The 19,100-nt window shown below is 68.7% G+C and carries 23 protein-coding genes; 13 read left to right on the top strand and 10 right to left on the bottom strand.

From position 1 onward, the window contains the following. Window positions 1–5 precede the first annotated feature (5 nt). Both sphst_RS10450 and sphst_RS10445 read right to left on the bottom strand, forming a co-directional pair. Window positions 6–530: a DUF2141 domain-containing protein gene (locus sphst_RS10450; RefSeq protein WP_107045505.1), complete on the bottom strand. Its 525-nt coding sequence runs from the start codon at window positions 528–530 to the stop codon at window positions 6–8. 23 nt (window positions 531–553) lie between these two features. Next, window positions 554–1,522 carry a hypothetical protein gene (locus sphst_RS10445; RefSeq protein WP_234387567.1) on the bottom strand — a complete coding sequence of 323 codons (969 nt, stop codon included), beginning with the start codon at window positions 1,520–1,522 and terminating at the stop codon, window positions 554–556. A gap of 88 nt (window positions 1,523–1,610) precedes the next feature. Here sphst_RS10445 and sphst_RS10440 point away from each other — a divergent pair, with 88 nt between their 5' ends. Then, window positions 1,611–2,792 carry a glycosyltransferase gene (locus sphst_RS10440; RefSeq protein ID WP_325049469.1) on the top strand — a complete coding sequence of 394 codons (1,182 nt, stop codon included), beginning with the start codon at window positions 1,611–1,613 and terminating at the stop codon, window positions 2,790–2,792. Here the strand turns inward: sphst_RS10440 and sphst_RS10435 are convergent. From sphst_RS10435 to pyrE, 5 genes are all read right to left on the bottom strand, one after another. After that, window positions 2,737–3,804 (bottom strand): AI-2E family transporter, encoded by a 1,068-nt coding sequence (locus tag sphst_RS10435; protein ID WP_031396113.1) that lies wholly within the window; start codon window positions 3,802–3,804, stop codon window positions 2,737–2,739. The genes sphst_RS10440 and sphst_RS10435 overlap by 56 nt on opposite strands. Window position 3,805: 1 nt before the next feature. Beyond that, window positions 3,806–4,801 (bottom strand): signal peptidase I, encoded by a 996-nt coding sequence (gene lepB, locus sphst_RS10430; protein WP_031396114.1) that lies wholly within the window; start codon window positions 4,799–4,801, stop codon window positions 3,806–3,808. Then, complete coding sequence (acpS, locus tag sphst_RS10425) at window positions 4,798–5,220, bottom strand: holo-ACP synthase (protein ID WP_107045504.1); 423 nt, start codon at window positions 5,218–5,220, stop codon at window positions 4,798–4,800. The genes lepB and acpS overlap by 4 nt, the downstream gene beginning before the upstream one ends. Window positions 5,221–5,397: 177 nt before the next feature. Next, the gene (locus sphst_RS10420; RefSeq protein ID WP_107045503.1) at window positions 5,398–6,138 is read right to left on the bottom strand and encodes a pyridoxine 5'-phosphate synthase; all 741 of its coding nucleotides are present in this window, start codon (window positions 6,136–6,138) and stop codon (window positions 5,398–5,400) included. Then, on the bottom strand, window positions 6,135–6,719 hold the full coding sequence (gene pyrE, locus sphst_RS10415) for an orotate phosphoribosyltransferase (RefSeq protein ID WP_107045502.1): 585 nt from the start codon (window positions 6,717–6,719) through the stop codon (window positions 6,135–6,137). Before pyrE ends, sphst_RS10420 begins: the two co-directional genes overlap by 4 nt. 266 nt (window positions 6,720–6,985) lie before the next feature. On the opposite strand from pyrE, the gene coxB reads away from it, so the two are divergent. The 11 genes from coxB (at window position 6,986) to sphst_RS10365 (ending at window position 16,975) form a co-directional block, all read left to right on the top strand. Continuing rightward, window positions 6,986–8,188 (top strand): cytochrome c oxidase subunit II, encoded by a 1,203-nt coding sequence (coxB, locus tag sphst_RS10410; RefSeq protein ID WP_107045501.1) that lies wholly within the window; start codon window positions 6,986–6,988, stop codon window positions 8,186–8,188. 1 nt (window position 8,189) lies between these two features. Beyond that, on the top strand, window positions 8,190–9,854 hold the full coding sequence (ctaD, locus tag sphst_RS10405; RefSeq protein ID WP_031393246.1) for a cytochrome c oxidase subunit I: 1,665 nt from the start codon (window positions 8,190–8,192) through the stop codon (window positions 9,852–9,854). A 266-nt stretch (window positions 9,855–10,120) separates the two neighbouring features. Further along, the gene (locus tag sphst_RS10400) at window positions 10,121–10,762 is read left to right on the top strand and encodes a L,D-transpeptidase family protein (protein WP_107045500.1); all 642 of its coding nucleotides are present in this window, start codon (window positions 10,121–10,123) and stop codon (window positions 10,760–10,762) included. 102 nt (window positions 10,763–10,864) lie between these two features. Next, window positions 10,865–11,764, top strand: a complete 900-nt coding sequence (locus sphst_RS10395) for a heme o synthase (protein ID WP_107045499.1) — start codon at window positions 10,865–10,867, stop codon at window positions 11,762–11,764. Continuing rightward, window positions 11,761–11,904 carry a hypothetical protein gene (locus sphst_RS20905; protein WP_166746380.1) on the top strand — a complete coding sequence of 48 codons (144 nt, stop codon included), beginning with the start codon at window positions 11,761–11,763 and terminating at the stop codon, window positions 11,902–11,904. Before sphst_RS10395 ends, sphst_RS20905 begins: the two co-directional genes overlap by 4 nt. Then, window positions 11,904–12,443, top strand: a complete 540-nt coding sequence (locus sphst_RS10390) for a cytochrome c oxidase assembly protein (protein ID WP_031395434.1) — start codon at window positions 11,904–11,906, stop codon at window positions 12,441–12,443. Before sphst_RS20905 ends, sphst_RS10390 begins: the two co-directional genes overlap by 1 nt. Window positions 12,444–12,472: 29 nt before the next feature. Beyond that, window positions 12,473–13,399 carry a cytochrome c oxidase subunit 3 gene (locus sphst_RS10385; RefSeq protein ID WP_031395435.1) on the top strand — a complete coding sequence of 309 codons (927 nt, stop codon included), beginning with the start codon at window positions 12,473–12,475 and terminating at the stop codon, window positions 13,397–13,399. A 279-nt stretch (window positions 13,400–13,678) separates the two neighbouring features. Continuing rightward, a complete protein-coding gene (locus tag sphst_RS10380; protein WP_107045498.1) occupies window positions 13,679–14,062 on the top strand; it encodes a DUF983 domain-containing protein in 384 nt (127 codons plus the stop codon). Further along, the gene (locus sphst_RS10375) at window positions 14,059–14,691 is read left to right on the top strand and encodes an SURF1 family cytochrome oxidase biogenesis protein (RefSeq protein WP_267895113.1); all 633 of its coding nucleotides are present in this window, start codon (window positions 14,059–14,061) and stop codon (window positions 14,689–14,691) included. Before sphst_RS10380 ends, sphst_RS10375 begins: the two co-directional genes overlap by 4 nt. A gap of 11 nt (window positions 14,692–14,702) precedes the next feature. Then, window positions 14,703–16,103: a threonine synthase gene (gene thrC, locus sphst_RS10370; protein ID WP_107045497.1), complete on the top strand. Its 1,401-nt coding sequence runs from the start codon at window positions 14,703–14,705 to the stop codon at window positions 16,101–16,103. Beyond that, the gene (locus sphst_RS10365) at window positions 16,100–16,975 is read left to right on the top strand and encodes a class I SAM-dependent methyltransferase (RefSeq protein ID WP_107045496.1); all 876 of its coding nucleotides are present in this window, start codon (window positions 16,100–16,102) and stop codon (window positions 16,973–16,975) included. Before thrC ends, sphst_RS10365 begins: the two co-directional genes overlap by 4 nt. A gap of 113 nt (window positions 16,976–17,088) precedes the next feature. On the opposite strand, the gene sphst_RS10360 is transcribed toward sphst_RS10365, so the two are convergent. From sphst_RS10360 to sphst_RS10350, 3 genes are read right to left on the bottom strand one after another with little or no spacing between them, the layout of a single operon-like run. Next, the gene (locus sphst_RS10360) at window positions 17,089–17,730 is read right to left on the bottom strand and encodes a heme exporter protein CcmB (RefSeq protein ID WP_107045495.1); all 642 of its coding nucleotides are present in this window, start codon (window positions 17,728–17,730) and stop codon (window positions 17,089–17,091) included. Beyond that, on the bottom strand, window positions 17,730–18,314 hold the full coding sequence (gene ccmA / locus sphst_RS10355) for a heme ABC exporter ATP-binding protein CcmA (RefSeq protein ID WP_199848950.1): 585 nt from the start codon (window positions 18,312–18,314) through the stop codon (window positions 17,730–17,732). The genes sphst_RS10360 and ccmA overlap by 1 nt, the downstream gene beginning before the upstream one ends. Beyond that, window positions 18,311–18,733: a metallopeptidase family protein gene (locus tag sphst_RS10350; RefSeq protein WP_234387565.1), complete on the bottom strand. Its 423-nt coding sequence runs from the start codon at window positions 18,731–18,733 to the stop codon at window positions 18,311–18,313. The genes ccmA and sphst_RS10350 overlap by 4 nt, the downstream gene beginning before the upstream one ends. 47 nt (window positions 18,734–18,780) lie before the next feature. Here sphst_RS10350 and sphst_RS10345 point away from each other — a divergent pair, with 47 nt between their 5' ends. Next, complete coding sequence (locus sphst_RS10345) at window positions 18,781–19,077, top strand: 4a-hydroxytetrahydrobiopterin dehydratase (RefSeq protein WP_031394518.1); 297 nt, start codon at window positions 18,781–18,783, stop codon at window positions 19,075–19,077. Window positions 19,078–19,100 lie beyond the last annotated feature (23 nt).

The raw sequence follows: 19,100 nt of genomic DNA, 5'->3' as shown, positions 1-19,100 counted from the left end.
CCCCCTCACTTGCCGTCCAATGGGCCAAACCCGCCCAGCCCGCGCAGATATTGCGCGCGGATCGTGACATGCGTGAGTCCGGGCCCGACCTCGACGATCGCCTGGTCGACCTTGGGTCGCGATCGGCCGAGCCGGTCGCCCTTCACGAACCCCGCGCCGTCCGACCAGACGCTGAACTTGGCCCGGCCGTCACGGTCGTGCGTGAACAGCAGCGCGTAGCGGCCCGGGTGCGGCACGCGGATGCACAAGGCGGTCGGACCAGTCGCTGGGGCCGGCACGCTGATCCGGCGAAACGTCTTGCCCGCCGCGATCAGGTCGCGGTCGCCGCGCAGGAAATCGGCCTCGTCGGGCGGATAGAGTTCGAGCTTCAGATTGCCCTTGCGATCCTTCAGTCCGACGATCGTCGCCGCGATCGCCGGCCCCTCGTCGCGCTCGCACGCCTGCGCGTCGCTGCCGAGCATCGGCTCCTGGATCGCCGCCCGGCCGCCGGCCCATGCCGGGGCGGCACCCGCGACCAGCCCCGCCAGCATCAGTCCCGCCCCAATAAATCGGTTCACGCACGCGTCCTCATCGCGATCGCATGCCCGCTGAATATGACAATCAGAATGACATGGACGAGCAGCGTCAGCGCCGCGGTGAACGCGACGAGCTCGGACAGCGCCTGGTCCTGGCCGATCAGCAGGATCGCGAAATTGGCGAACAGCAGGTCCTTGTTCGGCACCAGCGGCAGCCGCGACACCAGCAGCCGCCCCGCCGCGAGGAACAGCCACATCGCGATCGACACGCCGGGGAGCGCGAAATGCCAGGCGAGCGCGATCAACAGCGATCCGCACATCAACCGGATGCAGTGGATCATGAACACCCACCACAAGGTCGCGCGCGGCAGCGAGAAGACGCGCCGCGAGAAGATCAGGAACGGCAGCGAGATCGCAAAGGTGATCGCCGCCGACCCCAGCACCGTCTTGAACAGGTCGGGCGGCAACAGGTCGCGGCTCAGCGGCAGCGCAATCGCGACCATCGCCAGCGTGATCGCGTTGCCCGCGATCGCCGACAGGATCGTCACGTCCTTCACTGCGCCGAACGGCGACGCCACCATCCGTGCCCGCGCCCGCGCCCAGGCATAGAAATAGGCGTCGCCTGAATAGCCGAACACCACCTCGTTCGCGATCCGCTTCTTGATCAGCGCGACCAGCCCCGCGACCGGGATGCCCCATAACCGGCGGAAGATCACGTAATCCCCCGTCGGGGGCGACATGTAGAGCAGCGCGAAACAGAGGTAGAATCGGGGATCGGACGGCACCGACCGCGACAGTCCGGCCAGCCCGTGCGCGAACAGCTCGCGCGCGAGCCCCGCGATCATCGCCAGCGTCAGCACCGCGCCGATGATCGCTGGCCACCGGCTGCGGAAGGTCTTGAGCGGTTCGAGCCCGACGATATCGGCTCCCGCCTGCACCACCCCGCCCGCGGAACGACCCGGCGGGTTCCCGGCCGTCAGCGCGGAGCCCGTCATACGCGTACGCATCGAACGATCCTCGTCCTGTACCGCGCACCCGGCCTTTCCGGGCATGCCATCACGCCGCGCCAATAGCCGCCCCGCCGCCGGCTTGCACGTGAAGATCGAGTCATCCGTCCCCGAACCCGCGCGGTTCGCCGCCGCTTACCCTCTCGCCATCGCGCCCCGGCCGCGCCATCTGTGCGCGATGCCCGGCGCGCACCACATCCTCACCTATGCAGACGACCTGTCCGGCGGCGGCGTCGAACGCGCGCAGCTACGGCTCGCGCGCGGCTGGCTCGCCGCAGGGCGCCGCGTCACGCTGGTGATCGGCGACCCGACCGGCCCGCTCGCCGCCGAGCTTCCCGACGGGCTCGAGGTCATCCCCGGCACCGCGCGCACATTGCCCGGCCTCGTCCGCCGCATGGCCCCCGACATCGTCTTCTGCCCCGGCAATCATTATACCGGCATCGCCGCCTGGATCCGGCTCAGGCTCGGCCGGGCCTGTCCGCCGATCGTCGCCAAGATGTCGAACGCGCCCGACCGCGGCGACCATGGCCGCCTGCTCCACGCCGCACACCGCATCTGGCTCGCGCGGCACGGCCGGTTCCTCGATCACCTCGTCGCGATGACCCCCGGCACCGCGGTCCAGGCCGCCGCTGCAACGCGCATGCCGGGCCGGGTCAGCGTCATCCCCAACCCGCCGGCACGCGCGGCGCCGGGCGCGACGCTCCCCGTGCTGCCGTCGCGGTTCATCCTCGGCGTCGGCCGGCTCGAACCGCAGAAGCGCTGGGACCGGCTGCTCGCCGCGGTCGCAGCACTCGCCGATCGCGACATCACGCTCGTCATCCTCGGCGAGGGCGCATGTCGCGGTGCGCTCGCGGCTCAGGCGACCGCACTCGGCCTTGCCGCCCGCGTGCACCTGCCCGGCCATGTCGCCGATCCGCTCCCGGCAATGGCCCGCGCACAGGTCGTCGCGCTGACGTCGGATTTCGAAGGCGTGCCGGGCGTCCTGCGCGAGGCACTGTCGGTCGGCACGCCCGTCGTCGCGACCGATTCGAGCCATGCGATCGCCGAGATCGTCGACACCCCCGCACGCGGCACGATCGTCGCGCGCGACGACGGCCCCGCACTCGTCGCAGCCCTCGACGCCTGGCTCGCGCCCGGCATTTCGCGGCCCGCACCTGTCCCGCAACCCGGCAACGACTCGGCCCAGCGCTATCTCGCGCTGTTCGATACGCTCGTCAGTCCGCGGCCTTCTCATCCTCGCGGTCCGACCGACGCTCGAGCACGGTCTTGAGCATCGCGGTCATCGGATCGGCAAGCGCGAGGCCAAGGATCCCGAACAGCGCGCTCGCGAGGATCTGCGCGCCCAGCGTCAGCGCGGGCGGCAGGTCGACGGTGCGCTTGGCAACCATCGGCACGATCACATAGCCGTCGATCGTCTGCACCACGAAATAGGTGCCGATCGCCCAGTAGCCGGTGTCGACGCCCGCGCTGAAGCCGACCGCGACCATCAGCACGCCGGTAACGATCGCACCGATATTGGGGATGAAGGCAAGGATGCCCGCGATGATCCCGAGCAGCATCGCCATCGGCACGCCGCCGATCGCCAGTGCGATCCCCGTCGCGACGCCCTCGACCGCCATGCCGAGCAGGCGCCCAGCGAGCAGCCGCCGCATCGTCTCACCCATCGTCACCATCGTCCGGGCGAATTCGTCGCGCAGGTCGGTCGGCACCATCCACTGCACGCCGCGCGCATAGGTGCCCGGGTCCATCGCGATGAACAGCCCGAGCACCAGGATCATGAACAGGCTGGTCAGCGCGCCGATCGCGGTGCCGACCCAAGATGTCACGCGCCCGACCGACCCCAGCGCCTGCTTGGCGATCCCGCTCACGTCCGACACGCCCGGCATCAGCCCCTGCGACGCCAGATAGCCCGTGAACCGGTTCGCCTGCAGCTCGAGCGTCGAGCGCAGCTGCGTCACCTGTTCGGTTACCTGCACGCCGGTCAGCACGAACGTGCCGATCATGAACACCAGCACAAGCACCACGACGATCAGCAGCCGCCATCCGCGGCTGATCGGCAGCACCCGCCCGAGCAACCGGACGCCGCCGTCGAGCAGCGATGCGAACACCACCGCGGCGAAGATCAGCAGCAACGGCTGCACCAGCACGATCGCCAGTGCGATCAGGCAGGCGAGCCCCAGCCAGATCGTCGCGCGCCGCACTTCGGTGCGCAGCGCCGGGTCGCGCATCTCGACCGGGCTGGCCTCGTCGACGCGCTTGGTCGCGCCGCTATCGTCGGCCATCTCAGTTCGCCGATACGGGATGCAGCGACGTACCCGCGCGATCCGACCGGAGCGATCCCCACCAGGTCAGCGGGTTGTAGGTCGCATCGCCGTCGAGGCTGAAGGTAATGAACTCCGCGCGCCCGCCCAGATTCTCGTACGGCACCGGCCCGCCAAGGCCGAGCTGCGTCAGCGCAAAGCGGCTGTCCGCGGACCGGTCGCGATTGTCGCCCATCAGGAAGACATGAGCCGCCGGGATCGTGATCGGCCCGTAATCGTCGCCCGGGCTCCAGCCCATCTCGATGGTGTCGAACCGCCGGCCATTGGGCAGCGTCTCGGTGATCGTCGGCAGGCGACAGATCATCGCGCCGTCGGCCCGCGTCTCGCGTGCGCCGGGATATTCGTCCTCGCTGCACGGGCTGTTGGTGTCGACCGGGATTAGCGTGTCGTGGACGGGACCGCGCTTCACCGGCACGCCGTTCAGGATCACCGTCCCGCCGCGCACTTCCAGCCGGTCGCCCGGCAGGCCGATCACGCGCTTGATATAATCGTTCTGTGTTCCCGGCGGCGTCACGATCACCACGTCGCCGCGTGTCGGCAGCGACCCGAACAGCCGCCCCTTGATGAAGGGGATCTGCACGCTCCAGCTGTCTTCCTGCTGGCGGAGCACGACGCTCTTGAAGATCGCGACCGGGTTCGGGATCGTCGGCGACACGAACGACCAGCCATAGGCGAATTTCGTTACGACCAGCCGGTCGCCGATCCGCAAGCCCGGCAGCATCGATTCGCTCGGGATGTAGAAGGGCTTGGCGATGAAGCTGTGGAAGCCGAGCACCACCAGCACCAGCCAGAATATGCCCTTCACCTCGCCCCACCAGTCGGTCCCGCGCCGCGCGGGTGCCGTCGTCGTGGTGGGAGGGGAACCGTCGTTGCCCGGAGGCGGGACGGGTGTGGCGCCGACCCGCGATGCTGCCGGATTCTCGAGCGACTCTTTGCCGTCCAACGCCGCTTCCTTCATCGATCTTTATCCGCGGATAACAGGGGTATCGCTTCGATTATCACAAAGGCTTGCGCCCAGGGATGATCGTCCGTCATGGTCAGGTGCACGCGTGCGGCGTGGCCGAGTGCGGTCAACGCGTCAAGCCTCGCCTTGGCCCCGCCGGTCAGGGCCAGCGTCGGCGCACCGCTCGCGGCGTTGACGACGCCGATGTCCTTCATGAACACGCCCGCGCGAAACCCGGTGCCGACCGCCTTCGAAAACGCCTCTTTCGCCGCGAACCGCTTGGCGAGCGTCCCCGCCTTGGTGAACGGCCGCCGCGCCGCCTTTGCCAGCTCCACCTCGGTAAACACCCGCTGCTCGAACCGCTCGCCGAACCGGTCGACCGACGCCTGGATCCGCTCGATATTGCACAGGTCCGACCCCAGCCCGATGATCATCGCGACGCCTGGAGTCGGAAGACAGAAGAGTCTGTTCGCGCGGAGGCGCGGAGGCGCGGAGAGTATGAAGGCCGCAAGGGCGGCAGGATGACGTGAGGGAACGGATGGGTCGCAGCGAGCACCGCCCCCCTCTTCTCCTCCGCGCCTCCGCGCCTCCGCGCGAACAAAACCTTAAAACTACCGCGCCGCATCCATAGCCTCGCGCATCCGCCGCACCGCCTCGCCAAGCCCCACGAACAGCGCCTCGCCCACCAGGAAATGCCCGATGTTCAGCTCGCGCACCTGCCGGATCGCCGCGATCGGCGCGACATTGTCATAGGTGAGCCCGTGCCCCGCATGCACCTCGATGCCGTTCTTCGCCGCCAGCGCCGCCGCATCCTCGAGCCGCCGCAGCTCGACGCTGCGCGCATCGCCCGACAGCTCGGCATAACGCCCCGTGTGCAGCTCGACGACCGGCACCTTCAGCCGCACCGCCGCCTCGATCTGCCGCGCGTCGGGCTCAATGAACAGCGACACGCGGATCCCCGCCCCCGCCAGCGCGTCGACCAGCCGTGCCATCCGGTCATAATGCCCCGCGACGTCGAGCCCGCCCTCGGTGGTCAGCTCCTCGCGCTTTTCGGGCACGATGCACGCCGCATGCGGCCGGTGGCGCAGCGCGATGCCGAGCATCTCGTCGGTCGCCGCCATCTCCAGGTTGAGCGGGATCGCAAGCTCGGTCGACAGCCGCGCGATATCGTCGTCGGTGATGTGCCGGCGATCCTCGCGCAGATGCGCGGTGATCCCGTCCGCCCCCGCCGCCGCCGCGACCAGCGCCGCGCGGACCGGATCGGGATAGCCCGCCCCGCGCGCATTGCGCACCGTCGCGACGTGATCAATGTTGACGCCCAGGCGCAGATGCGCGGTGCCGGGGGGGCTCATGCTGCCGCCCTGCTGCCGGGCTTGATCGCCGGGATCGCCGCGAGTTCGGGGGGCAGTGCATCCGCTGCATAGGTCGGCACATCGAGCCGGATCAGCGGGAAGAACGGCACGCCAAGGTCCGCCGCGCCGTTCGACCGGTCGACCAGCGCCGCCGCCGCGACCGTCTCGCCGCCCGCGCGCCCGATCGCCGCGATCGCCTCCTTCGACGACAGCCCGGTGGTCACCACGTCCTCCATCATCAGCACGCGCTGCCCCGGCGCGAGCCGGAAGCCGCGGCGCAGCTCGAACACGCCGTCGGGCCGCTCGAGGAACATCGCCTCGACACCCAGCGCGCGCGCCATCTCATGACCGCAGATCACCCCGCCCATCGCCGGCGACACCACCGCGCTGATCGACGCGCGCAGGTTCTCCGGGATCCGCGCGACCAGCGCCTCCGCCAGCCGCGCGCCACGCCTCGGGTCCATCAGCACGCGCGCGCATTGCAGATAGCGCGAGCTGCGCAGGCCCGAGGACAGGATGAAATGCCCCTCGAGCAGCGCCTCGGCAGCGCGGAATTCGGCGAGCACGTCGTCTTCAGTCATCGCGGGTCATCGCTCCAATGAAATCTGTCGCGCTGTACGATCGCGGCAAAGTCCACGCAATGACAACCGCCACCGCCCCCGCCACCACCCCCGCGCCGGCCGCCATACGCCCCGAAAAATTTGCCGGCGCGTGCAACAAATTCAACAAAGCCCGCACCGGGGTTGAGGCTCGCCCCGCCGCCGCCTATAGCCGAATGTCAAAATGATAAGCAGACATCCGCGCGTCCGTGATACGGGTTCGCACCAAACCGGGGTCAAGAAAAACGATGCGCATACTGGGGATGAGAGGATTGGCGATCGCAGCGGGGCTCGCACTGGCGAGTCTTGGCGGCGTCGCCGGGCAGGCTGCACCGGCTTCGCAGGCCGCCGCGACCGCGCCTGACACCGGCGCCGCGGGCGCTGCACCACAGGCCGCGGCCGGCCCGGCCGGCGTGTCGAACACCGCACCCACCAGCGCTGCCGCCCCGGCGACCGCGAATCCCTCCAGCCCGGCGCTCGCCGAGGATGGCGGTTATGCGATGGCCCCGACCCCCGGCGTGGGCCAGCCCACCCCCGGCACCGTCGGCCTCCAGCCACAGGTCACCAAGAACGGCGTCTTCGCGCACTGGATGCACAATGCGATCCTGATGCCGACGATCACCGCGGTCTCGCTGCTGGTGCTCGCTTTGCTCTTCTGGGTGGTCTTCCGCTATCGCCGCGCCGCCAACCCGGTGCCGTCGAAGACCAGCCACAACACCGTGATCGAGATCATCTGGACGCTCGCCCCGGTGATCATCCTCGTGCTGATCGCGGTCCCGTCGATCGGCCTGCTCTCCGCCCAGTTCAAGCCGGCGCCCGCGGGCGCGGTGACGATCAAGGCGATCGGCAACCAGTGGTACTGGACCTACCAGTATCCCGATAATGGCGGCTTCGAAGTCACCGCGAACATGCTGAAGGAGGCCAAGGACGTCGGCGCGGGCGAACGCGCACGCACCGATGCAGACGGCCCGCGCCTACTCGCGACCGACAACCGCATCGTCCTGCCGGTCGGCGTGCCGATCCGCCTCATCACGACCGCGAACGACGTGATCCACAGCTGGGCGGTCCCTGCCTTCTGGATCAAGCTCGACGCGATCCCCGGCCGCCTGAACGAGACGAGCTTCACGATCGACAAGCCCGGCCTCTATTTCGGCCAGTGCTCCGAGCTATGCGGTGCGCGTCACGCGTTCATGCCGATCGCGGTCCAGGCCGTCTCGCCTGCGCAGTTCGCGGCGTGGGTCCGGGCCAAGGGCGGCTCGATGCCGACCCCGGGCCAGGCCTCCGACAAGGTCATTCCGCAGCCCGGCGCCGACGGCTCCGCGGCCAAGGTCGAGGAGGCGGCGGAAACCGCCAACGCCACCGGCCCGGTCGAAAACGTGACCACCGCAGCGCCTGCGACGACGCAGGGCGCCACCTCCAACCCGGCCGGCGCCGGCAACGCGGGACTGTAAGATGACCGACACCGCTCTCAACCCGTCGGCGTTCGTCGCCCATGATGCGCATGCGCATCATCACGATGCCGATCACAAGCCCGGTTTCTTCGCGCGTTGGTTCATGTCGACCAACCACAAGGACATCGGCACGCTCTACCTGATCTTCGCGATCGTCGCGGGGATCATCGGCGGCTCGGTCTCGGGCCTCATGCGCGCCGAGCTCGCCGAGCCCGGCATCCAGTATCTGCAGGGCTGGGCCGGCATGCTCCACGGCGGCAGCGCCAGCCTCGACGAATCGCTCCACCTCTGGAACGTGCTGATCACCGCGCACGGCCTGATCATGGTGTTCTTCATGGTCATGCCGGCGATGGTCGGTGGTTTCGGCAACTGGTTCGTGCCGATCATGATCGGTGCGCCCGACATGGCGTTCCCGCGCATGAACAACGTGTCGTTCTGGCTGCTGATCCCCGCCTTCACGCTGCTGCTCGCCTCGCCCTTCTTCGGCGGCGCAGGTAACGGCTGGACGCTCTACGCTCCGCTCTCGACCTACGGCGAGCCCGGGCCGTCGACCGACATGGCGATCCTCGCGCTCCATCTCGCGGGTGCCTCGTCGATCCTCGGTGCGATCAACTTCATCACCACCATCTTCAACATGCGTGCGCCGGGCATGACGCTGCACAAGATGCCGCTGTTCGTGTGGTCGATGCTCGTCACCGCGTTCCTGCTGCTGCTCGCGCTCCCGGTCCTCGCGGCCGCGATCACGATGCTGCTGACCGATCGCAACTTCGGCACGACGTTCTTCGATCCGGCCGGCGGCGGCGATCCCGTCCTCTACCAGCATCTGTTCTGGTTCTTCGGCCATCCCGAAGTCTACATCATGATCCTGCCGGGCTTCGGCATCGTCAGCCAGATCATCTCGACGTTCAGCCGCAAGCCCGTCTTCGGCTATCTCGGCATGGCCTATGCCATGGTCGCGATCGGCGTGGTCGGCTTCGTCGTGTGGGCGCACCACATGTTCACCACCGGCCTGTCGGTGAACACCAAGATGTACTTCACCGCCGCGACGATGGTCATCGCGGTCCCCACCGGCATAAAGATCTTCTCGTGGATCGCGACGATGTGGGGCGGCTCGATGAGCTTCAAGACGCCGATGGTCTGGTCGATCGGCTTCATCTTCATGTTCACCGTCGGCGGCGTGACCGGCGTCGTGCTCGCCAACGGCGGCATCGACGATTACATGCAGGACACCTATTACGTGGTGGCGCATTTCCACTACGTGCTCAGCCTCGGCGCGGTGTTCTCGCTGTTCGCGGGCTTCTACTACTGGTTCCCGAAGATGTCGGGCAAGATGTACAACGAGTTCCTCGGCCAGCTCCACTTCTGGGTGTTCTTCATCGGCGTGAACGTCATGTTCTTCCCGATGCACTTCCTCGGCCTCCAGGGCATGCCGCGCCGTTATCCGGACTATCCCGACGCCTACGCGCATTGGAACTATGTCGCGACGGTCGGCTACATGATCATGGCCGCGGGCATGGCGATCTTCTTCGTCAACCTGATCTGGTCGCTGATCGCGGGCAAGAAGGCGGCGGACAATCCCTGGGGTGAGGGCGCGACGACGCTCGAATGGACGATCTCCTCGCCCCCGCCCTATCACCAGTTCGAGACCCTGCCGAAGATCGACTGAGGGCGGACAAGGGCCATCAGGCCCCCGGCCGGCGCGGCAACGCCGCGTCCGACGACACGGGACTTGCTCCCGTGTCGGGGCCAGCCAGAAGACGCCTCGGGGCAACCCGGGGCGTTTTTCATATTCGCCGTCCCCCAAACCGTCATCCTGACGAACGTCAGGACCCAGAGCCCGGCCGGACAGCGCTCGCCCGAAAATCGTCCCACCCCGGCACGCCGCGAAATCCCCCGCTAGCCAAACCCGGCGCGGGTCCCCAAACACCGCGCATGCCGACGCTCCAGCACCTCGCCGTCTCGATTCTCGGCCTGACCCTCGCCGGCGGGACGGCGATCGCGCTCACCGGCGCCCGCCCCGTGACCGCCACCCAGGCCCCCGCCGCACCCCGCACCGCGCCGAAGGCCCGCCCAGCGGCCCCCGCGCCGAAACGGGCCGCCCCGGATCCCGCCGCCTACACCGTCAAGCGCATCCTCCAGATCCCGGGGCCGATGCGTCAGGGGGACCATTACTGGGACGAAACCGGCGCCCCCCAGGGCCCCGTCATCGTCACCGTCGACCTCGCCGCGCAGACCGTCTCGGTCTTCCGCGCGGGCTATGAGATCGGCACCGCGGTCATCATCTACGGCGCGGACGACAAGCCGACTCCCTTGGGCGTCTTCCCGATCACGCAGAAGGATGCGGACCACGTCTCCAACCTCTACAATGCGCCGATGCCGTACATGCTGCGGCTGACCGATGACGGCATCTCGATTCATGGCAGCGATGTCGGCGACGGCTATGCCACGCATGGCTGTATCGGCGTGCCCAGGGCGTTCGCGAAGCGGATCTTCGACGCGGTGAAGCTCGGCGACCGAGTGATCGTCACCGATGGCGAGCGACTCGACCTCGGCCAGCCCATCACCGCCGCCTGATCGGCGCCCGCCACCATACCCGGGTTTCGATTTGTCCAGCAGAACCCCAGCAGAACCATGGCTTTCCCCGAACCGCCGGGTCGCGTATAGGCCTGCGCAACCATGACCACTGCGACGCCCCTGCTTCCCCCCGCCGAATGGCGCGACTTTCTGGCGCTGACCAAACCCCGGGTGATGACGCTCGTCGTGTTCACCGGGCTGTGCGGCATGCTCGCCGCGCCCGTCGGCATCCATCCCGTGATCGGCTTCACCGCGATCCTGTGCATCGCGCTCGGCGCGGGTGCGGCGGGGGCGCTCAACCAATGGTATGAATCCGATATCGACGCGGTGATGCGCCGCACGCAGAAGCGCCCGCTCCCCGCCGGCCGGATGGACCGTCAGGCCGCGCTGCATTTCGGCGTCGGCCTCGCCAGCTTCTCGGTCCTGCTGATGGGGCTCGCGGTCAACCTCGCCGCGGCTGCGATCCTGACCGTCTCGATCCTGTTCTACGTCCTCGTCTACACCGTCTGGCTCAAGCGCCGCACGCCGCAGAACATCGTTATCGGTGGTGCGGCGGGTGCCTTCCCGCCGCTGATCGGCTGGGCGGCGGCGACCGGCGACGTCGCGCTGCTCCCGCTGCTGCTGTTCGGGCTCGTCTTCCTGTGGACGCCGCCGCATTTCTGGGCGCTCGCGCTGTTCGTGAAGACCGATTACGCCAATGCGGGCGTGCCGATGCTCCCCGTCGTCGCGGGCGAGCGCGTCACCCGGACTCAGATCGGCCTCTACACCATCCCGATGGCGCTCGCCGCGGTGCTCCCCTGGCCGCTCGGCCTGGTCGGCACTTTCTACGGCGTCGTCGCGACCGTCCTGACCGGGATCTTCGCCTGGCTTGTGGTCGTCGTCGCGACGCGCACGACCGGCACCGACGACGCGATGAAGCCCGAGCGGCGGCTGTTCAAATATTCGATCCTGTATCTCTTTGCGATGTTCGGCGCGCTCGTCGTCGATAGGTGGCTGGCATGAACGACGACAAGACCCGCGAAGACCTGATCCGCCGCCGCCAGATGGGCCGGGCCAAGGTGATGGCGCTGCTGCTCGGCGCGTTCGTCATCCTCGTCTTCGCCATCTCGATCGCCAAGATCCAGGCGGGGATGCCGCACTGATGCGGATCGAGCGCACCACGCGAACCGCCCTGCTCGCGGTGCTCGGCATCTGCTTCATGACCGGGCTCGCCTTTGCCAGCGTGCCGCTCTACCGCCTGTTCTGCCAGGTCACCGGGCTCAACGGCACGACGCAGCGCGGGCTCGTCGCCCCGGGCGGGACCGATCGCCAGATCCGCGTCGATTTCGATGCCAATGTGAACCCGAAGCTGCCGTGGAAGTTCGCGCCCGAAAACCCGTCGGACACGATCGCGGTCGGCGCGCGCGACATGGCGTTCTTCACCGCGACCAACACCTCGGACCGGCCGATCACCGGCACCGCGACGTTCAACGTAACGCCCGCGCAGGCCGGCAAATATTTCACCAAGATCCAGTGCTTCTGCTTCACCGAGCAGACGCTCAAGCCCGGCGAGACCGCGCGGATGCCGGTGATCTTCTTCGTTGATCCGAAGATCCTGAAGGATCCCGACGCGGCGGATATCCAGACGATCACGCTCAGCTACACGTTTTACCCGGTGGATTCCGCGAAAAACGCAAGCTAGGACAGTCGTAAAGAACATAGGGGAGTAACATGGCCGGCGCCAAGAACCACGATTATCACATCCTGCCGCCCAGCGTCTGGCCGCTGGTCGGGTCGATGTCCGCACTCGTGATGGCGGTCGGGGGCGTCATGTGGATGCATGGCGGCCATGTCGACAAGCCCAATGGCGGCGGCTGGATCTTCTTCATCGGCCTCGCCGGGCTGCTCTTCACTTTCTACAGCTGGTGGGCACAGGTCATCGCCGAGGCGCGCGCGGGCGATCACACCCCCGTCGTCCAGCTCCATTTCCGCTATGGCATGATCCTGTTCATCGCCTCCGAAGTCATGTTCTTCGTCGGCTGGTTCTGGGCGTTCTTCGACTTCTCGCTTTTCCCGACCGCGATGAGCATCGTCGACGGCCAGGTCGAACGCGCCGCCGAAGGCGCGGCCGCGGTCGCGGCACAGTGGCCGCCCAAGGGCCTCACCGTCATCAACCCGTTCGAGCTTCCGCTGCTCAACACGCTGATCCTGCTGACGTCGGGCACAACCGTCACCTGGGCGCACCACGCGCTGATCCACAACCAGCGTGGCGGCGAGAAGACCGGGCTGTGGGGCATGATCGGCGTCGGCAACCGCGACGGCGTGCTCAAGGGCCTGTGGCTGACCGTGATCCTCGGCGCGCTGTTCAGCGCGATCCAGGCCTATGAGTACATGCACGCGCCCTTCCCGTTCAAGGGGATCAACTATGGCGCGGCGTTCTTCATGGCGACCGGGTTCCACGGCTTCCACGTCCTCATCGGCACGATCTTCCTGATCGTCTGCCTCGTCCGCGCATATCGCGGCGACTTCACCCCGCGCCAGCATTTCGGCTTCGAAGCCGCCGCCTGGTACTGGCATTTCGTCGACGTCGTCTGGCTGTTCCTGTTCGTCACCGTCTATGTCTGGGGCGGCTGGGGCGCCCCCGTCCACGGCGGTTGAGCACCGCCCGCTCCACTAGCCTCCCCCCCGGTAGGCACCACCCCGGTAGGCCCCACCCCGGTAGGCACCACCCCGGCGAAGGCCGGGGCCCAGTTGGGAAGGCCGCAGTAACGAAGCACTGCCCTGCGTCAGCAACGTCCCCCAACTGGGCCCCGGCCTCCGCCGGGGAGGTGGCATCTGGCGAACCGCCCGCCCTCCCCAATCTGTTCTCCCGCGAAGGCGGGAGCCCAGTCTGGATCCCCGCCTTCGCGGGGAAACACGGACGGACCCGCTGACCGCATGACCCCCGACCCCGACCCCCTCGCCTCCGCCCCCCCGATCGCCCAGGTCGCGCTCAAGGGCCTGTGCCCGCGCTGCGGCAAGCCCACCCTCTTCGCCAAATGGGCCGAATTCGCCGACCGCTGCTCCAATTGCGGCCTCGATTTCAGCAAGTTCAACGTCGGTGACGGCCCCGCCGCGTTCCTGACGCTGATCCTCGGCGCGATCGTCGTCGCGCTCGCGATCACGCTCGAGCTGACGCTGCACCCGCCGCTCTGGGTGCACATGCTGGTCTGGATCCCGTTTACCGCCGCGGGCGTCATCTTGTCGCTCCGCGCCGCCAAGGGTGCGCTCATGTCCGCCGAATATCGCAACGCCGCGCGCGAGGGTCGCAGCCAGCCGTGACGACCACCCGGCGTTTCCCCGTCCTCCCGACCCTCCTCGTCGCGCTCGCGGTCGCGGCGATGATCGCGCTCGGCCTGTGGCAATTGCTCGACCGCCTCCCGAAGAAGGAGGCGTTCCTCGCCCAGCTCGCCGCCAACCCCGCGCGCCCGCCCATGGCGTTCCCGCGCCTGCCCGACGAGACCCTGCTGTTCCGCCGCGCGACGGGCGTCTGCCTCGAGCCGACCGCGATCCGCCTCGCCGGCGCGGGCAAGGCGGGCTTTCGCGTCATCGCCGACTGCCGCACTGGCGCCGAGGGCCCCGGCATGATCGTCCAGCTCGGCACCACGCGCGATCCGAAGCTAAAGCCCCAATGGCCCGGCGGCGCGGTCTCGGGCTATATCACCCACGCCCCCGACGGCCGCTCGCTGATCGGTTCGCTGTTCGACCCCACCCCGGCGCGGTTGATGCTCGTCGCCGACACGCCGCCCGCCGGCCTCACCCCCAACGGCAAGCCCGACATCGCATCGGTCCCGAACAACCATCTCGCCTATGCCGGCCAGTGGTTCTTCTTCGCCGCCATCGCCGCGATCATTTATGTCCTGGCGCTGGGCAGACGCGGCAAGGTTGTGTCGAAAGCTGCGTCCCGCTAACCGGCTTGGCCATGCGTTACATCAGCACCCGCGGCTCGGCCCCCGTCCTCGATTTCGAAGCGGCGACGCTCGCCGGTCTCGCATCCGATGGCGGCCTCTACCTCCCCGAGACATGGCCGACGATGACCCGCGACGAGATCGCCGCGCTCGCCGGGCTCTCCTATGTCGACACCGCGGTCGCCGTCATGGCGCCGTTCGTCGGCGACGCGATGACGCGCGACGAGCTGAAGGCGCTCTGCGACCAGGCCTATGGCCGCTTCTCGCACGCTGCGGTCGTCCCGCTGGTCCAGCTCGACCACGACCAGTGGCTGCTCGAACTCTTCCACGGCCCGACGCTCGCGTTCAAGGACGTCGCGCTCCAGCTGCTCGGCCTCTTCTTCGAACGCTTCCTCGCGGGCACCACCAAGCGCCTGACGATCGTCGGCGCGACCAGCGGCGACACCGGCTCGGCCGCGATCGACGCGGTCGCGGGGCGCGAGGGCATCGACATCTTCATGCTCCACCCCGCCGGCCGCATCTCGGACGTGCAGCGCCGCCAGATGACGACGGTGCTCAGCCCCAATGTCTACAACATCGCCATCGAAGGCAGCTTCGACGACGCGCAGGCGCTCGTGAAGGCGATGTTCAACGACCCCGGCTTCTCCGACCGGTTCGCGCTGTCCGCGGTGAACTCGATCAACTGGGCGCGGCTGATGGCGCAGGTCGTGTACTTCTTCTACGCCGCGGTCCGCCTCGGCGCGCCCGACCGCGAGGTCGCCTTCTCCGTGCCGACCGGCAATTTCGGCGACGTCTTCGCGGGCTATGTCGCCGCGCGGATGGGCCTCCCCGTCGCCAAGCTGGTCGTCGCGACCAACGTCAACGACATCCTCCACCGCGCGCTCAGCAGCGGCGACTATTCGAAGACCGGCGTCGAACAGACCCCGACCCCGTCGATGGACATCCAGGTCAGCTCGAACTTCGAACGCCTGTTGTTCGACCTCGGCAGCCGCGACGGCGCAGCACTCGCCGCACAGATGGCAGGCTTCGAATCCTCGGGCGCGATGCGGCTGACCAACGCGCAGTCGCAGGGCGCGGCGGCCTTGTTCCAGAGCGACCGCGTCGATCTCGACGACATGACGCTCGCGATGCGCTGGGCGCACGAGCATGCCGGGCAGGTGATCGACCCGCACACCGCGATCGGCCTCGCCGCCGCGCTGCGCACCGAAGTTCCGCCCGGCACTCCGATCGTCACGCTCGCCACCGCGCATCCCGCCAAGTTCCGCGACGCGGTCGAGCGCGCGACCGGCGTCCGGCCGTCGCTCCCCGCACGTGTCGGCGACCTGTTCCAGCGCGAGGAACGCTACGTCACCTTGCCTGCCACCTTCGACGCGATCACCGCCTATATCGCCGACCGCGCAAAGCCGTCGGCATGAAGACGCTCGACACCCTCATCGGCGAACCCTGGGCGGATTACGGCCTGATCGATTCCGGGCACGGCAAGAAGCTCGAACGCTATGGCCGCTTCCGCTTCATCCGCCCCGAACCACAGGCGATGTGGGCCCCCGCCTCGACCGACTGGAAAGCGCAAGGCGAGTTCGTCCCCGGCTCGGACGAGGATGGCGGCGGCCGCTGGGAATTCTCGGAATCCGTGCCCCGCGAAGGCTGGACGCTCAAGTGGAACGAGGTGTCCTACACCGCGCAGACCACCCCCTTCCGCCATCTCGGCTTCTTCCCCGACATGGCGCCGGTGTGGAGCTGGATGCGCGAGCGCGTCGCCGGGCTCGACAGTCCGGAATGCATGAACCTGTTCGGCTATACCGGCGTCGGCACGCTCGCGATGGCGACCAAGGGCGTCCGCATGGTCCATGTCGATGCGTCGAAGAAATCGGTCGAGGCGGCCAAGGCCAATGCGCGCCTGTCGGGCATGGCCGACGCGCCGATCCGCTGGATGACCGACGACGCCGCCAAGTTCGTCGCGCGCGAGGTGCGGCGCGGCCGCCGCTATGACGGCATCCTGCTCGACCCGCCCAAATATGGCCGCGGTCCCGAGGGCGAGGTCTGGCGGCTCGAGGAGGACGTGCCCCGCCTCATCGCCGACTGCCGCAAGCTGCTCGACGAGAATTCGCGCTTCCTGTTCCTGACCGTCTACGCGGTCCGCATGTCCGCGCTCGCGATCGGCGAACTGCTGAACCAGGTCTTCGCCGACCTGCCGGGCAAGGTCGAGGCCGGCGAACTCGGCGTCCGCGAGGAAACCCGCGGCCTCACCCTCCCCACCGCCATCTGGGCCCGCTGGTCCCGCGACTGACGCGGGACCACCCCCAAACCGTTCGTGCTGAGCGAAGTCGAAGCACACCCCCGCCCCAAACCCCAAGATCCGTTCGTGCTGAGCGAAGTCGAAGCACCAGCCCCAACACCAACCTACTCCATCCCCGCCCGCATCGCCGCCCCCGCCACGAACGGCGCCCCCGCCACCAGCACCAGGCTAACCGCGCCGAGCAGCTTGAACGCCCCCGCCCCGCCGACCGGATCGAGCGCCCCCGCGCCAAAGATCAGCAACGGCACCGCGAGCGGCAGCATCACCAGCCCCGCCACCGCACTCCCGCCGCGCAACCCCGCGACCAGCGCCCCCGTCGCGACCGCGAGCGCGGCGAGCCCCGGCGTCCCGATCGCCAGCCCGATCTCGACCCGCACCAAGGTCGCCCCCGACAGGTCGAGCAACCCCGCCGCGATCACCGCCGCCAGCATCAGCGGCGGCGCGAACGCCACCCAATGCGCTAAGATCTTGCAGGCCGCGACCAGCGCCAGCGACACCCCGCGCACCCGCAACTGATCGAGCACCCCGCTCTCCAGATCCGGCCCCACCAGCCGCTCGACCGGCAGCAAGGCCGCGAGCAACGCCGCCGCCCAGATCACCCCGCCCCCGACCCGCGCGAGCACCGCCGCATCGGGCCCGATCGCAAACGGAAACAGCACCGCGACCAGCAGGAAGAACGCGACGACCAGCGCCGCCCCGCCCCCCGCATAGCCGCGCCGCACGTCGCGCAAGGTCAGCGCCAGCATCACGCCGCCTCCTCACCCGACAGGACGATCGTCTGCGCCCCCGGGATCGCCAGCGGCAGATGCGTCGCGGCCAGCACGATCCCGCCAGCATCCCGGTGCCGCGCGATCAGCGCCTCGAGCCGCGCGAGCGACGCCGCATCCAGCCCGTTGCCCGGCTCGTCGAGCAGCCAGATCGGCGCGCCCGACGCGACCACGCGCGCCATCGCCACCCGTCGCCGCTGCCCGGTCGACAACATCCGCCCCGGCACCCCCGCGAGCGCCGCGAGCCCGACGGCGTCGAGCGCCTGCGCCACCGCCGCCGCGTCCGCCCCGTCGAGCGCCGCCCAGAATGTCAGCCCCTCGCTCACTGTGCGCTCCGCATCCAGCGCCGCCGCCTCGGCGAGCAGCGCGATGCGCCCGGTCGCGGTCACCGCACCCTCGGCGGGCGGCAACAGCCCCGCGGCGATCCGGATCAGACTCGATTTGCCGACACCGTTCGGCCCCGCGACGACCGCCGCCTCGCCCGCCGCCAGCGCGAACGACACGTCGTCGAACAGCCGCCGTCCGCCGCGGTCGCAGGCGACACGGCGAAACGCCAGGCTCACGCCGCGGCGTCTTCCAGCGCATGCATGTCGTCGTCGCTCAGCCCGAAATGATGCCCGATCTCGTGGATCGTGACATGCGCGACCAGATCGTCGAGCCGCACCCCCGTCTCGATCCATTCCTCGAGGATCGCCCGCCGGTACAAGGTGATGCGGTCGGGCATCGCGCCACTATCCATCGACGATTTCTCGCCCAGCGGCCGCCCCTGATACACCCCCGACAGGTCGAGCGGATGCTCGATGCCGAGCTCTGCCAGCGTCTCCTCGTCGGCGAATTCCTCGATAGCGAAGACGACGTCGCCCAGATGCACGCGGAATTCGGCGGGCAGCCGCGCGATCGTCGCGCGCCCGATCGCCTCGATCGCAGCCGCATCGGGCGCGAGCCCCTGCGTATCACCATGGATTGTCGCTTGCCCGCTCATGGCTCCAGCCATACGCGTTGGCGATCCATAGCTGCAAGGGTACGCGAATGATCGAGGCACTGAACGAGACCGAGCGGGCCGAGGCGCTCGATGGGCTCGACGAGTGGGATTATGACGATGGCCGCGACGCGATCACGCGGACGATCGTGTTCGCCGATTTCGTCGAGGCATTCGGCTTCATGACCCAGGTCGCGCTGATCGCCGAGCGCGCCAACCATCATCCCGAATGGAAGAATGTCTGGAACCGCGTCGAGATCCTGCTCACCACCCACGACGCCGGCGGCCTCTCCCCCCGCGACATCGAAATGGCCGAAGCGATCGACGCCATCGTCGGCGACTCCTGACCGCCGAACCGTCATCCTGACCC

It is taken from the genome of Sphingomonas sp. STIS6.2, assembly GCF_000732685.2.
Taxonomy (GTDB): Bacteria; Pseudomonadota; Alphaproteobacteria; order Sphingomonadales; family Sphingomonadaceae; genus Sphingomonas; species Sphingomonas aerolata.
The sequence above is the reverse complement of the archived record's forward strand: the minus strand, read 5'-3'. Positions and strand labels throughout refer to the sequence as shown.

Coding starts and splice junctions, on each gene's coding strand:
- sphst_RS10450 (WP_107045505.1), bottom strand. CDS start 530: ATGCTGGCGGGGCTGGTCGCGGGTGCCGCCCCGGCATGGGCCGGCGGC.
- sphst_RS10445 (WP_234387567.1), bottom strand. CDS start 1,522: ATGCGTACGCGTATGACGGGCTCCGCGCTGACGGCCGGGAACCCGCCG.
- sphst_RS10435 (WP_031396113.1), bottom strand. CDS start 3,804: ATGGCCGACGATAGCGGCGCGACCAAGCGCGTCGACGAGGCCAGCCCG.
- lepB (WP_031396114.1), bottom strand. CDS start 4,801: ATGAAGGAAGCGGCGTTGGACGGCAAAGAGTCGCTCGAGAATCCGGCA.
- acpS (WP_107045504.1), bottom strand. CDS start 5,220: ATGATCATCGGGCTGGGGTCGGACCTGTGCAATATCGAGCGGATCCAG.
- sphst_RS10420 (WP_107045503.1), bottom strand. CDS start 6,138: ATGAGCCCCCCCGGCACCGCGCATCTGCGCCTGGGCGTCAACATTGAT.
- pyrE (WP_107045502.1), bottom strand. CDS start 6,719: ATGACTGAAGACGACGTGCTCGCCGAATTCCGCGCTGCCGAGGCGCTG.
- coxB (WP_107045501.1), top strand. CDS start 6,986: ATGCGCATACTGGGGATGAGAGGATTGGCGATCGCAGCGGGGCTCGCA.
- ctaD (WP_031393246.1), top strand. CDS start 8,190: ATGACCGACACCGCTCTCAACCCGTCGGCGTTCGTCGCCCATGATGCG.
- sphst_RS10400 (WP_107045500.1), top strand. CDS start 10,121: ATGCCGACGCTCCAGCACCTCGCCGTCTCGATTCTCGGCCTGACCCTC.
- sphst_RS10395 (WP_107045499.1), top strand. CDS start 10,865: ATGACCACTGCGACGCCCCTGCTTCCCCCCGCCGAATGGCGCGACTTT.
- sphst_RS20905 (WP_166746380.1), top strand. CDS start 11,761: ATGAACGACGACAAGACCCGCGAAGACCTGATCCGCCGCCGCCAGATG.
- sphst_RS10390 (WP_031395434.1), top strand. CDS start 11,904: ATGCGGATCGAGCGCACCACGCGAACCGCCCTGCTCGCGGTGCTCGGC.
- sphst_RS10385 (WP_031395435.1), top strand. CDS start 12,473: ATGGCCGGCGCCAAGAACCACGATTATCACATCCTGCCGCCCAGCGTC.
- sphst_RS10380 (WP_107045498.1), top strand. CDS start 13,679: ATGACCCCCGACCCCGACCCCCTCGCCTCCGCCCCCCCGATCGCCCAG.
- thrC (WP_107045497.1), top strand. CDS start 14,703: ATGCGTTACATCAGCACCCGCGGCTCGGCCCCCGTCCTCGATTTCGAA.
- sphst_RS10365 (WP_107045496.1), top strand. CDS start 16,100: ATGAAGACGCTCGACACCCTCATCGGCGAACCCTGGGCGGATTACGGC.
- sphst_RS10360 (WP_107045495.1), bottom strand. CDS start 17,730: ATGCTGGCGCTGACCTTGCGCGACGTGCGGCGCGGCTATGCGGGGGGC.
- sphst_RS10350 (WP_234387565.1), bottom strand. CDS start 18,733: ATGAGCGGGCAAGCGACAATCCATGGTGATACGCAGGGGCTCGCGCCC.
- sphst_RS10345 (WP_031394518.1), top strand. CDS start 18,781: ATGATCGAGGCACTGAACGAGACCGAGCGGGCCGAGGCGCTCGATGGG.